Below are 12,528 nucleotides of genomic sequence, written 5' to 3'. Positions count from 1 at the left end.
CGCTCGGGTACCGCAGCCCGGCTGAGTATGCTGAAATCTGTACCCATTGAAGAAACCGCGGCCCGCATAACGCGTGGACCTACTTCCGGGGGCAACCCATAGGCGTGGAAGGACCGGCACCAGGTGAGGTACTTTTCCCACTGGTCAGAGTCGGTCAAGCTCTCGACTCCTGCGGCGATCTTTGCGTGCAGCTCGGCAGCTTCTGCCTTGCGCTGCTCGGGGGTCTTGGTGTTCTTGAATTTCTTAGCCACGGTAGCTATTCCTCTCGGTATCGGGGGCTCAGGACCGGTGCCCTGGTTTGGTCTCCCCTATCGTTTTTCCTGCTGGCGAGTTTGACGAGCTGCCCGCGTCTGAACGAAGACACCGAAGGCCAGCCGGACACGAGTTTTTCGAGGAGATAAGCGAGGAACGAGCGCCGAGAAAAAGTCTTGGCCGGCGCAGACCCCGACGAGGAACGAGGAGGGGTTGTCGCAGTGCAGACCGGGCGTACTATCCGAAGGACAGCAGGAAAAATGAGGATGGTTCCGGTGGTGGAGTGAGGAACGAACGCAACACCGGAACCACTACAGCCCGGGTCGATGCGAGGAACGAGCAGCGCCCCGGGGCCTCTAGCGCAGCGCACGGGTCTCGCGCTGCGCAGCGGAGCGCGAGGGCGGGCAGCTCTCGCCCGCTGCGCGCCGCTCACGGCGGTGCGCAGCGGTCCCCCGATTTTTAGGCAAAGGACCGGCCCGGCCCTAGCTAGTTTGGATAGCTAGGACCGGGCCTCATTTCCTTCTACTCGATCACTGGTTGCGGCGGCGGTTCCAATCGCTCCATGAGTGCTCGCGCACTGCGGCCCATCGGCAAAGCCCCATCGCGTCGATCAACCGGGGCAACTGGATCGTGGGATCCATCGCCAGCGCCTTATCTCCGAACTCTCCCCCGATGGAGCCCCGGCCCTTGGCCCACTCAACCCAATTCATGACGCTGTAGGACTGCACCGTGATCGGCCCGTTCCCCTTCAAGCCAGAGACGATCACCGCCAGGATCTCGGCTAGGGCGTCGATCCCTGACCAGTCCGGCGCCTGCCCGGTGAGTCCGAGAAGAAGTTTCTCGGCCCGCTCGTGCTGGGGCGCATCATCACCGAGGTAGATAGCTGCGGCGGCGGCGCGATCCCCTGCCGCGAGCACCATCACCGCGTCACGGTGCTTGGTGCGCTCTAGGGACACTGCCAGGGTGGCCAGGGTGCTCGGCAGGATCGGATCGTGCTTGGTGATCCGCTCTAGTGCCGATTCCCACACGGTGAGCACCTGGGCGGCGTCGAGGTCAGCGGCTCGGGCTTCGTCCAAGAGGTCCGCGAACTCGGGGGCCTCCACGGTGGCGAAGCGTTCCACCCGCTGAGCTGGGGTCACCAGTGAATCCCTGGTCAGTCCTGCCAACTGTCGATCGCATATCTCGGTGACTACCTGCGCCACGTTTGATGATGCCTCCGCGCTGTTGAAGCGGTGCATATCCTCCGCACCGACGTACCAGCTCATGACTACCTCGGGGCCGTTGAACAGCTCCAACTCGGCCGCGATCTCTGAGACCAGTGAAGCCAGGGCGGTCGGTCCCTGCGGTGCCTGGTGGTCCTCGTAGACGCCAATGATGATTGCCTCTGATCCGGTGCCTATGGTCGCGTCTCGGACAATTGCCAGCACGCGGCCGGTGTGGTCGAGGTCTGGCAGATCAACCCGAAGATGGTAGGTCGTCATCCCGTCGTGGATTCCCTGGACCACGAGTGAATTTTCTGGCAGGTATCCCAGCGCGTGGACGACACTGGCAAGGTAGCCGGTGGCCTCGTTGACGTTCAGGGCCTTGTGGCTCTCGTTTTCAAACATCAGTGTTCCGTATCCGGGGCTATGAGACGGTGCCAGCTCCCGACCCAAGCCCCTCATCGTTTTTTCTTCGTGCTGGCGAGCTTGCGAGCTGCTCGCGTCGGAACGGAGACACCGAAGGCCAGCCGGCTAAGGAGTTATTCGAGGAAATAAGCGAGGAACGAGCGCCGAGAAAAAGTCTCGGCCGGCGCAGACCCCGACGAGGAACGAGGAGGGGTTGTCGCAGTGGAGCGCGGGCGTATTATCCGAAGGACAGCACGACAGAAAAAGAGACTGGGCCGGACCTGTAGCGAGGAACGAGCGCAAGGTCCGGCCCATCACAGCCGGACGCGCCAGCGGCCGTCCTCTAGTGCAGCGTGCGGGTTTCGCGCTGCATAATCTCTTGACTGCCCGACGTAGCTCCACTGAACGGGACTCACGGCTAAAGTGCAGGGCATGGATGACCTGAGCATGCTCCCCCTGATCGTGCTTGTGCTGCTGATTCTGGTGACTGGCGGCGGTGCTGCTGCCTGGAACAAGAACAAGCCCCGGCAATGAGTGGGGTCGAAGCGTTGAGCCTTCCCCCGGTGACCACACGGAGGTTCCTTGACGGGGTTCCGCGCAGCGGGATACCGGCACGTCCGGCAATCGGAAGGAAGCGCCCTTGTGAGCCAAGCGCCACATAAGCTGCCGAAACAGTACTGGCGACAAGAGCTAGAAGAGGTGCACTCGTTGCGCGCTCGAACAACTGGCGCTCACGTTGCCGTGAACCTCGCCATCGGCGTGCTGGCCATACCGTTCATCCTCTTGTCACTGTGGGCGCTGTCGATACTGACCTTTGGATCGGGGCTGGTCTCCACCGCTGAGGAAAACGATCCGGTGCTCTGGACGATGATTCTTGGGGTAGCCGGAGCGGTGCCCATCGGGGCCTGGTGGATCTTCAACCTGGCGTACATGCAAACCAAGGGCTGGAAATCCTCCTGGGGTACTGGGGACTGTCCCTGGTGTACTGGTTCCTGCCGGTGATCGTCATTGCCCCGGTGTTTCTCGCGTTCTGAGAATCAGACCGAGTCGTAGCTGTAATCGCTGACCAACAGTTCCCCGTCGTCGCCTTCCTCGAAGTTGAAGTAGAACAGGCGCCGCTCGGTGGGGTTGCTGATCACGTCGCCGTCCTCGGTGACCCATACCCAGCTCGCCTCGATGGACACGACCTCGTTAGAGGTCGCCCGGTTGGGCTTCACGGTCGGCTGACTCGTCGCACCGGCCTCGGCGGCGTCGAGCCATTCTGTGCCCGTGGTGGGCCGCTCGGGCGCGGTGATCGAATCGGAAAGTTCCTCGGTCATGAGATCCGCGGCGCGCATTTCTGCAGCGGTCTGGTTGAAGTCCTCGTTGGGGTCCCAGGTGGTCATGATTTCTGCGACCTCCATCCCCAGTTCCTCCATCGCCTCGCGGTCAGCGAGGGGATCTTCGTCCTGACCTTCATCCAAGGTCTCTTCGGCCGGTTCCGGTTGGACCTGCGAAGGAGTCGGTGCCGGCGTGCGCTCTGGTTCCTGCGCGGCGGGCTCATTCGATGACCCGGCGACGTAAGCAAAAGCGCCGGCGATTCCGCCCAGCAGCAGCACAGCGAGGATGATTCCGATGATCGTGTTCCGGCCCATTAGCTGACGCCCTTCTCTCTCAGTAGCGGTGCGGGGTCCACGAGGTTTTCCCACCCTGGAATGGACTCGTCACCGTTGGGGGTGCCGATTTGGAAGTGTAGGTGCTCCCCTGCCGATAAGCCGGTGTTGCCCTGCGTGCATAGCGGGGTGCCTGGTGCCACGGTGTCACCGGGATTTACCTCGATGCTGTTGGCAGCGCAGTGAGCGAACTCCACGTGCAACCCTGGGGCATCAGGCATCTTTCCCAGCACGACCCAGCCCAGTTGTCCCCAACTGTCGATCACGCCGGTTGCACGGATCTCTAGATCCATCGGCGCGACGACGGTCGAGCCGGAGGGGCCGGCGAAGTCGATCCCCCGGTGATCGGAGACGCCGCCTGTGCAGTTCAAGGCGTTGAGGATCGGGCAGGATCGAGCACCAAAGTTCGAGGTCATGGCTGCGCCTGGAAGGGGGCTGGTCCACTCCCCTGTGCCAAGCTCTCCGATCTCTTGGCCACCAACGGGTGAGCAGTCGGCGGAGTAGTTACCCTGGGCGCTGCTCATGATCTTGTCTACATACTCTTCGGTCTCGGGGAAGCCGGGGATTCCCCCGGCGTCTCGAACTGCGCCGGGACCGGCGTTGTACGCCGCGAGGGCCAGTTCTGCTAGCTCGCGCTCATTGCCGACCAAGTCCGATACTTCATCAGACACAGCAGCCATATAGCGACCCATAGCGGCTATGGCATCCTCCGGGTTGAACGGGTCTCCCCCGTCGCCATAGGTCGCCCAGGTCTGCGGCATGAACTGAGCGATCCCCTGGGCTCCTACCGGGCTTTCGGCATCCGGGTTCCATCCCGATTCGGCGTCGATCTGCGCAGCCAGGAGATCGACGGACAGGCCCGATTCAGCAGCCGCGGATTCAAGAGCCTCCCGGTATTCCTCCGGGATCGCGGAAGCGTCCTCCGTGGTGCCTGGCCGGCAGGAGGCTTGCGGCTCTTCTTCTTCCCCGCTGATCGCAATGACGAGGATGAACAGCGGTACGCCGATCAGTAGGGCGATGAGGCCAAGCACGAGGCCGCACCCTGACCCTTGATTGCCCGACATTCGGTTTCCTTCGTCTACACGGTCAATACGTACAAAATTATGTCTCTGTGTCTACCACTCTATATACGCTCTACCGTCGAACAGCTCTGAATAGGCGATAATCCTTCGTTGCCGCCGTGGAAGGATCTATCCATGGACACCACAGACCTCAGGAGTCGACTCCTGGAACTTATCGATGAGACCCCTAGGTCCGACGAAGAGAGTTATCTCTTATGGACCTCAAAAGTTGCCCATCTACTGCGCCTGGGTTTCGGCTCCGACTCACCCCAACTTCATGACTTCACTCGTGCCAGCAAAGTTCGGAAACCTCGAATGAGCTCTGGCACGGTCTACTACGACAAGCTCCGAACCGAAGCGGTCAGTCGCGGGAAGGCCACTATGAAAGGTGCTGTTTTCGCCCTAGAGACCGCATCTACGCACAATCCTTTGGACGACAGCAGCGTCGACCCTGAACTATGGCAACACGTGATCGGGCTGGTAAATAACGAAGACTGGGGGAAAATTCCCTCTGCTGTGGTGATTTTCGTTGAAGACAAAGTCCGGACCTGGGCAGAGGACCCACCGGACAAAAACGGGGGGTCGTTAATAGGGAAAGGCCTCTACAACAGGGCGTTCGCCGACGACGGGGTGCTCCGACTCGGCAAACAGGGATCCGAGTGGGAGGGCTGGAAGATGTTGGGATCTGGCTTGTCACAGGCGATCGGCAACGTGGACCGACACCGCATACAGCAACGCAAAGACGTTAAGCGCTACGCGCTGGGCGTCCTTGGCCTTGCCAGCCTGTTGCTCACCCAACTCCGGTATGAGCGTGGCGATGTCATCGATGAGATCGAGATAATTCGGCCAGTCAGTAACTAAACTTGTTGAAACGCCTTGCTATGGGCGATCGCCTGTGTCCTGAAGGAGTTCCCTCTAGGGCGTCATCTCGACGTATCTCTTGAAAAGGATCTCTTGACGTTCTTTTTCGGACTGACAGGTCCGCTTGGCACCGAACAGACGATCTACCGCGGCGTCGAGCTTGTCGTGGGCGCGAATCAGGTCTCTTGGCATTGCGAGGTGGTGATAAAGGGCGGCCAAGGACTTGTCCGTATGCTCAGCCCTGACCTCCAGGACACGTTCCCCGGCGTCCACGATCTGGGCTCGTTGGCTCCCGGAAGGCTTTGGAAGAGGAAATGTGTTCCATGTCTGTTTCTTTGAGAACCGAATGTCAGACTTCAGCCTCCCTCCGACAGTCTTCTGCCAAGTGAGGAACATTGACGAGGACACGACTGCAAAAGCGAAACCGTCAGGATCGACCACGGTCGAGTTCGCGTCACTGCTCACCACGTCAGGATCGTAAGAAGTTGCGACGAAGTAGGGCCGGTGCTCCGAAACCGTCCTCGGAATACACAGGTAGCGTTCACTCGGGTGGCCGTTGAAGTAGAACAGGTGCGGGGTAGCGGCCTTCTCTCGAGTTGACGCGAGAGTACTCGCCGAGCGCATCTCTCTTACAGCTTCCAACCGACGTTGTAGTTCTGCTGACTTCGCCACATCGGCTCCATCGAGATCCTCTAGCCAGAGACACCACCGATCGGTGCCGTGCAGAAGTTCCTTGGCGCCCACGAAGCGTCGCAGATACTTCCCCATGTACAGATCCGCAGCAACAGCTGCGTACTCATCGGGAGTGACAATGAGGTTTCCGCCGTCCGCAGGCAGTGAACCATAAACCGGGCTGGGCAGGTCGTTCGATAGGACTTCGCTACGTCCTCTCACAAGAACCTTGGGGCCATCGACAAGATAGGCGTTGATGCTACTCGCCTGGTCCTCAAAGGGTTCTCCTCTTGACCTCGAATAGCTAAACAGTCTTGGGGCAGGGGTGGATTGCTTGTCTAGTCCGACAATCACGCAGTGAACAGCTGCCGCCCCGGGGGCCTCTGAGGACCAGGCGAAGGTCCGGTGACCGAACCGTATCCGCCACCCAGCCTCGAAGACCGCACTGAACACTCGAGCGGCCTGATCTCCCTGAGTTATGGAGTTCGTGGAAACGAATGCCCATCTGCCGTTGATCTCCGAACCGAAGAAATCAAGTGTCTTTGCATACCAGGCAGTGACGTAGTCCAAGCGACCTGGTTTCCTGGTCTTCCAAGCAACTTTGAGGTCTTCTGCCTGCTCCGCATCTCTAGTGACGTGGCCGAGGAAGGGCGGGTTCCCGAGGATGCAGAGGTTATCTGCCGGCGCAACGACCTCAGTCCAGTCCATGTGTAGCGCGTTTCCGGTGTGGATGGTTTCGACTTTATCCAGGGGTAGCAGCTCCGGGGCAGTCCCGAGACGGGCCTGCATTTCCTGGTTCGCCTGGTGTTCCACCAGGTGCAATGCCGTGTTGGCGATGCGGGCGGGCCAGTCCTCCAGTTCGATCCCGTGGAAGTTCCTGACCCGCACACTGACCTGGTCGCCCATGAAGAACAGACCCTGGTCAAGCACCGAGGCTGACTTGCGACCCCGATCAAGTTTCTGGATCCGTTCAATGATCCGCAGCTCTAGGGCTCGCATCTCGCGGTACGCGATGATCAGGAAGTTTCCGCAGCCACAGGCGGGGTCGAGGAACTGCATCTCACCGATCCTGCTGCGCATGTTCCGCAAGCCCTGCACGGAGTCCTTCTTCGACTCGAACTCAGTCTTGAGCTCATCAAGGAACAGTGGCCCGATGACGCGCAGGATGTTCCTCTCGGTGGTGTAGTGCGCCCCTAAGGCGCGTCGCGCGGCTTTGTCCTTGACTGCCTGGAAGAGGGAACCGAAGATCGCGGGACTGATGGCTGACCAGTTGAAATAGCAGGCTTCGATGAGGTGGGTCCGCATGTCGGCATCGAAGAAGGGGATGTCGACCACTTCTTCAAACAGGCCGCCGTTGACGTACGGGAACCTAGCCAGCAGGCCGGTGATGTTCTTCTGTCGCTTCTCTACGGGGGTGCGCAGTACTTGGAAAAGGAGGTTCATCTGGGAACCGAGATCTCCCCCGTCATCTGAGGTGCGGTTCTCAAGGAACTCCAAGAAGAGGTCCCGCTCCCCCCACAGGGCCGTGTCGTCGGCATAGAGCATGAACAGTGATCGGACGAGGAACACGCTGGCCGAATGGTCGTCATACCCTGAGTCGGATAGTCCCTCATAGAGCGAGGCCATGAGCTGGGCCGCCTTGACCGATGCGGCTTCTCGCTCTTCGAATGAGAGGACCCGTTGGCCATATCCAGCTAGGAAAGACAGTTTGTCGGCGTGCTCGTGGAACTCCTTGAGGTCCCACTCTGCAGCATGGGTATCGCTGCCTTCTTTGAGGTTGAGTAGGCGGAAGGTCTTGAAGTCACTGGTGAGCACCCAGTCTGGGAATTCTGCGTTTGGGAGCCCTTGGAGGTAGTCCAGAGCCTGCTCCTCGGCCTTGACGAGGCTCTTCCCCTCAGACTTCATCTCAATTGCCAGGATTCCTGGGACCAGAGCATCAATGTAGCCCTGCGAACCGGTGGAAGATCTCCGGGCGCGACGCTCATAGAGTGCAGCGCGAGAGTCCGAAAGGCCATAAACGGAAAGAAGGTCCCGCACGAACATCTGAGCTTCTTGCCGCTCATCCCCGGCGGCATCCTTCCAGTTCAAGACAAACTGATCGGCTTGTCGGTAGATCTCTTCGAAGGAACGGGCTTTATCCATTCGTTCAGGCTACACACAGGCATTGCCTGCCTCTCGTTGTGCCTCTGTCTCGCAACCCTTAGGTTGCAAGGCATCGGACGAGACACCTCTCCCCGCTCAAGATCCGCGAAATCCCGCAGAGGACGATATAGAGAAACGTCTCACAACAGTGTCTCGTCGAGTTCGTGTACTTGTCCTCAGTTATGAGACACCTCTGCACGAGCGGTTGGTAAAGAAAGTCAGGTAAGGAATCAGCTGTGGGCCTCGAGGCGCCTACTCATAGCGTTGCGTGGTCTGGCGGATGACAAGTTCAGGTTCTGAAATCCGAGTCGAAGGGTCTCCCGAACCACCGGCTTGCTCTCTCAGCAGCCCCAAACAGTTGCGTGCGATCTCGTCGAACGGGATCCGCACCGTGCTGAGGGGGGCCGAGAGATACCTCGCTAAAGGGATGTCGTTGTAACCAACCACCGAGACGTCCTGCGGGACAGATAATCCGGCGCTCCTGAGCGCGGAGATGGCCCCGATGGCGAGATTATCTGTGGCAGCGAAGCATGCGCTGAACGCAGTTTGATCCTCGAGGAGCTCAGACATTTGATGCTCCGCAGACGCTGTCGTGAAGTCTGTTTCGCGCATCAGAGAGGTGTCGACCTCGATCCCGGCTTCTTCGAGGGCCTTACAGTATCCAGCCCGGCGTCCACGCGCGCTCGAGGCGAAACCGGGGCCGTTGATCAAGGCGATCCGGCGATGGCCCAGCTCTAACAGATGCGAGGTTGCAAGATAGGCTCCGTGCACGTCGTCTCCGAGGGCAGCATCACTAAGACCCTCTGTACGCAGAGCGCAGACGTGAGGAACTCCCAACTTACGCAGCTTGGCAACCGTCGGATCTTCCGCCTGATCGGTAGTGAGGATCAATCCGTCGACTCGTCGCTCGAGCAAAGTGTCCACCGCTTGCTCTACTGCCTGGATGCTGTTCTCAGATGTCGCGACTATCGCTAGTTTGTGTTCCGCCTGGCAGGCTTTCGAGATCTCTTCGTAGAGCACAGCCATCGTCGTGTCGGTCAGTCGCGGGACTATTAGTCCAATGGTGTTTGTCTCTCCGCGGCGCATGCCGGACGCGAAGATGTTGCGCTGATATCCAAGCTCACTTGCCGCCTGACGGATCCTCTGAGCGTGTGGAGACCCAGAGTTCCGTCGTCCGTCGAGAACTCTCGAGACGGTCGACTTGCTGACGCCGGCGAGTTTCGCGACGTCAAGGATCGTCGGTTGGCTCACCACATCTCTGCCATTAGATCCCTGTGACAACTCGCCGCACTTCCTTCAATTCAGTCTGCCCAAGTCTTGCTGGAGATTCTGCAGCCGGGTGGCGCGATTCCATGAACTAGCCTACTCTGTGACGTGGGACACGTGGGAACGTTCCCACCACACTTAGAATTCCGACACAGGAGAGATACCGATGGACGTCATGGACCTTAGAGGACTCAACCCCGCTCCCGTCACCGTCTTCACCGAAGACGGAAGCGTCGACCATGAAGCAAATGCGAAACTGGCCCAGTGGCTGGTCTCGGTCGAAGGCGTGAAAAGCCTGGTCTGCCTGGGCCACGCGGGCGAGGGCACGTTCCTCACGACCGAAGAACAGATCGCCCTCATCGAGACCCTGGTCGAGGCTGTCGGCGACCAGGTACCGATCATCGCTGGCATCACTGGCGAAGGAACCGAAGTCGCCGCTAAGGAAGCCAAAAGGGCAGCCGACGCAGGTGCCGTGGGCGCACTGGTGTACCCCTCCCACGGATGGCTCCGCTTCGGCTACCAGACAGGAGCCCCCCAGGAGCGCTACCGCGCCATCCATGAAGAATCAGGGCTCCAAAGCATCCTCTTTCAGTACCCTGATGTCACCAAAGCCACCTACAACCTGGAGACCCAGCTGGAAATCGCCTCCCAGCCAGGAGTAGTCGCCACCAAGAACGGTGTCCGCAACATGAAGCGTTGGGATACCGAGATCCCCGTGCTGCGCCGCGAGCACCCAGATCTGCAGATCCTGACGTGTCACGATGAGTACCTTCTCCACACCATGTTCGATGTCGATGGCGCACTCGTCGGGTACGGCGGCCTGGCGCCGGAACCGCTCGTCGACTTCATCGAGGCCGGCAAGCGTGGCGACTACCCGGCAGCCCGCGCCATCCATGACCGGCTGCTGCCACTGACCAAGGTGGTCTATCACCGAGGATCACACATGGAAGGAACCGTCGCCCTGAAGCTCGGCCTCGTGGAACGAGGAATCATTCCCACCGCGACAGTGCGATCACCTCTGATCGATCTTCCCGATGAGGCACGTATCGCCATTCGAGACGCGCTCCAGGCGGCTGAACTGGTATGAGCGCGACCCACGAGAGGAAGCCACAGTCACGCGGCCTCGGCCCCCCTGAGGAAGCCAGACCGGGATGGGGCAAGAGACTACTTGCCGGACTCGCCATCATGGGGCCGGCCTTCATCGCAGGCGCATGGCAGTTCGGACCCGGTGCACTGACCACCGCAGTCCAAGCAGGAAACCGCTACGGATACGTCCTGCTGTGGGTGATCGTCCTCTCCACAGTACTGGCCATCGTGTTCACCGACATGAGCGTCCGAATCGGCCTGAGAAGCGGCAAATCCGTTATTCAGACCGCAAAAGACGCATACGGTTCGGCAGTAGGCGCTACTTCAGGTCTCGGCGTCTTCCTCATCACGTTGATCTTCTCCGTGGGCAACGCCGTCGGCACCGGCATAGGACTCGGCGCCCTATTCGGCGGACCCGCGATCATGTGGACGATCATCGCCTCCCTGGCCGTGGCTTTCGTGGTCTTCGCGAAGAACGTCTACCGGATCATCGAGCGAATGCTCATCGCCATGGTGGCCGTGATGGCAATCGGCTTCGTGGTCAGCGCCCTCATGACCTCCCCCGAGTGGGGTTCAGTCGCGACCGGGATTGTCATACCCACCATCCCTGCCGGAGGAGAACTCCTCGTCGTGGCACTGGTCGGCACGAACTTCTCAATCAACGCCGCGTTCTACGTCAGCTACGCGATTCGTGAGCGCCAGATGAAAGAGCATCAGTACCGAACGATCACCCTGCGTGACACGATTCCAGGGATCGGCGCACCGGGCATCATGGCGGTCTTCGTCATCGTCGCAGCCGTGGCCACGAGTGAACAAGGACTTGAGTCCAACACACTCCAGGAACTGGGCGTAGCACTAGAGCCCGTAGCTGGACCCGTCGCGTCCACGCTGTTCTCTCTAGGATTCTTCGCCGCTGCGTTCTCCTCTATGACAGCCAACGCAGTGGCCAGCGGCACGGTCTTGTCCGATGCTCTGGGACGTGGTCACAAGCTAGAGACCAAGAGCGTGAAGGGATTCATTCTGATTCCCCTGGTGTTCGGCGCGACCGTCATGATCGTTGCCGGAGGAAATCCCATACAGCTGATCGTTTCGGCCCAAGCGCTGATCGTGTTGGTGGCACCGTTCGTAGGGGTCATCTTGGTGTTGCTCTCCAGCAGACGCACGCTCATGGGACAGCTGGTCAACGGTCCAATCAAGAAATCTATTGGGGTCATCGGCATAGTGATCCTTCTGGCGATGAGCCTGCAGCTCGTTCTGTCCTGGTTCTGATAGAAACCACGAGAACCCGATGCGGGTGTGCTCAGAAAATCTCCTGAGCACACCCGCATCGCGCTGTGCCCACGAACCGCTCCGGGCAATGTCGACCGGTTCTCTCGCGAATGTCGGTGCACGCAAGCCGATCGGTTTACGGACCTTTAGTCGGGCAGGGTATACGGGCACTGAGTCCCCCACACTTGCGCTACGTATCCGCTTAGGGGCCAGGGCGTCCAAGCGGACCGGACCAACACAACGGGAAACGCCAGCCCGGAAAGACTTCAAAAGCCCACTGATAACCACTCGGCGTCTGTTCGGCTGCTTCAGTGGGCACCTGGGCTGCTCCGCTCCAGTCCTGGGTGCATGACTTCGCTTCTACTCTAACCGTTACCTCAACGTGACATTTGTTATCGATCTGTTATACCGTCGTGGTCGTACCTGCGACCGATGTCCGAAGCCGCAGCACCTCCAGTCAGACCTCCTCCTGCCGCTGACCGGAGCTGTTCCAGTAACTACCGCAAGGCAGGGTGCGGGGCACCGCGGTCGATCAAGACCTGAAGAACGTGAGCTACCCGGCTCACACTTCACACCAGGCGGCCCCGCAACTACAGGGAGAGGTTTCCAGAGAAGTGACAGACATGACTTTCGTCTCACGCCGTGACCGGCGCCGCCAGA

Annotated in this window: 9 protein-coding genes and 1 pseudogene; 4 read left to right on the top strand and 6 right to left on the bottom strand. The window is 60.0% G+C overall.

Features of this window, described 5'->3' with window-relative positions; translation table 11 throughout:
• Both I2487_RS14200 and I2487_RS14195 read right to left on the bottom strand, forming a co-directional pair.
• Positions 1–251 (bottom strand): annotated as a pseudogene (locus I2487_RS14200) (hypothetical protein); the annotation flags it as partial.
• Between the two features lie 531 nt (positions 252–782).
• Positions 783–1,859, bottom strand: coding sequence for a DUF4192 family protein (locus tag I2487_RS14195; RefSeq protein ID WP_207172872.1), 1,077 nt, complete (start codon positions 1,857–1,859; stop codon positions 783–785).
• 642 nt (positions 1,860–2,501) lie between these two features.
• Between I2487_RS14195 and I2487_RS14190 the strand changes: the two genes are divergently transcribed.
• The gene (locus I2487_RS14190; RefSeq protein WP_207172871.1) at positions 2,502–2,861 is read left to right on the top strand and encodes a hypothetical protein; all 360 of its coding nucleotides are present in this window, start codon (positions 2,502–2,504) and stop codon (positions 2,859–2,861) included.
• Between the two features lie 35 nt (positions 2,862–2,896).
• On the opposite strand, the gene I2487_RS14185 is transcribed toward I2487_RS14190, so the two are convergent.
• On the bottom strand, positions 2,897–3,493 hold the full coding sequence (locus tag I2487_RS14185; protein ID WP_207172870.1) for a flagellar basal body-associated FliL family protein: 597 nt from the start codon (positions 3,491–3,493) through the stop codon (positions 2,897–2,899).
• Positions 3,493–4,575, bottom strand: coding sequence for a transglycosylase SLT domain-containing protein (locus I2487_RS14180; protein WP_207172869.1), 1,083 nt, complete (start codon positions 4,573–4,575; stop codon positions 3,493–3,495). Before I2487_RS14180 ends, I2487_RS14185 begins: the two co-directional genes overlap by 1 nt.
• Positions 4,576–4,707: 132 nt before the next feature.
• Here I2487_RS14180 and I2487_RS14175 point away from each other — a divergent pair, with 132 nt between their 5' ends.
• Entirely contained in the window at positions 4,708–5,433 is a 726-nt protein-coding gene (locus I2487_RS14175) for a TIGR02391 family protein (protein WP_207172867.1), read from the top strand.
• Positions 5,434–5,487: 54 nt separating this feature from the next.
• Here I2487_RS14175 and I2487_RS14170 read toward each other — a convergent pair whose 3' ends face one another.
• Both I2487_RS14170 and I2487_RS14165 read right to left on the bottom strand, forming a co-directional pair.
• On the bottom strand, positions 5,488–8,247 hold the full coding sequence (locus tag I2487_RS14170; RefSeq protein ID WP_207172866.1) for a class I SAM-dependent DNA methyltransferase: 2,760 nt from the start codon (positions 8,245–8,247) through the stop codon (positions 5,488–5,490).
• Positions 8,248–8,499: 252 nt separating this feature from the next.
• Entirely contained in the window at positions 8,500–9,498 is a 999-nt protein-coding gene (locus I2487_RS14165; protein WP_345941446.1) for a LacI family DNA-binding transcriptional regulator, read from the bottom strand.
• A gap of 181 nt (positions 9,499–9,679) precedes the next feature.
• Between I2487_RS14165 and I2487_RS14160 the strand changes: the two genes are divergently transcribed.
• Together I2487_RS14160 and I2487_RS14155 are read left to right on the top strand one after the other, a co-directional pair.
• Positions 9,680–10,600 carry a dihydrodipicolinate synthase family protein gene (locus tag I2487_RS14160; RefSeq protein ID WP_255546459.1) on the top strand — a complete coding sequence of 307 codons (921 nt, stop codon included), beginning with the start codon at positions 9,680–9,682 and terminating at the stop codon, positions 10,598–10,600.
• Positions 10,597–11,868 (top strand): Nramp family divalent metal transporter, encoded by a 1,272-nt coding sequence (locus I2487_RS14155; RefSeq protein ID WP_207172863.1) that lies wholly within the window; start codon positions 10,597–10,599, stop codon positions 11,866–11,868. The genes I2487_RS14160 and I2487_RS14155 overlap by 4 nt, the downstream gene beginning before the upstream one ends.
• Positions 11,869–12,528: the final 660 nt, after the last annotated feature.

Source organism: Nesterenkonia sp. E16_10 (assembly GCF_017347085.1).
In the GTDB taxonomy this organism is placed as follows: Bacteria; Actinomycetota; Actinomycetes; order Actinomycetales; family Micrococcaceae; genus Nesterenkonia.
The sequence above is the reverse complement of the archived record's forward strand: the minus strand, read 5'-3'. Positions and strand labels throughout refer to the sequence as shown.

What these genes read in the sequence shown, in the direction of transcription:
- I2487_RS14195 (WP_207172872.1), bottom strand. Translation starts at nt 1,859, where the DNA reads ATGTTTGAAAACGAGAGCCACAAGGCCCTGAACGTCAACGAGGCCACC.
- I2487_RS14175 (WP_207172867.1), top strand. Translation starts at nt 4,708, where the DNA reads ATGGACACCACAGACCTCAGGAGTCGACTCCTGGAACTTATCGATGAG.
- I2487_RS14170 (WP_207172866.1), bottom strand. Translation starts at nt 8,247, where the DNA reads ATGGATAAAGCCCGTTCCTTCGAAGAGATCTACCGACAAGCCGATCAG.
- I2487_RS14180 (WP_207172869.1), bottom strand. Translation starts at nt 4,575, where the DNA reads ATGTCGGGCAATCAAGGGTCAGGGTGCGGCCTCGTGCTTGGCCTCATC.
- I2487_RS14155 (WP_207172863.1), top strand. Translation starts at nt 10,597, where the DNA reads ATGAGCGCGACCCACGAGAGGAAGCCACAGTCACGCGGCCTCGGCCCC.
- I2487_RS14185 (WP_207172870.1), bottom strand. Translation starts at nt 3,493, where the DNA reads ATGGGCCGGAACACGATCATCGGAATCATCCTCGCTGTGCTGCTGCTG.
- I2487_RS14160 (WP_255546459.1), top strand. Translation starts at nt 9,680, where the DNA reads ATGGACGTCATGGACCTTAGAGGACTCAACCCCGCTCCCGTCACCGTC.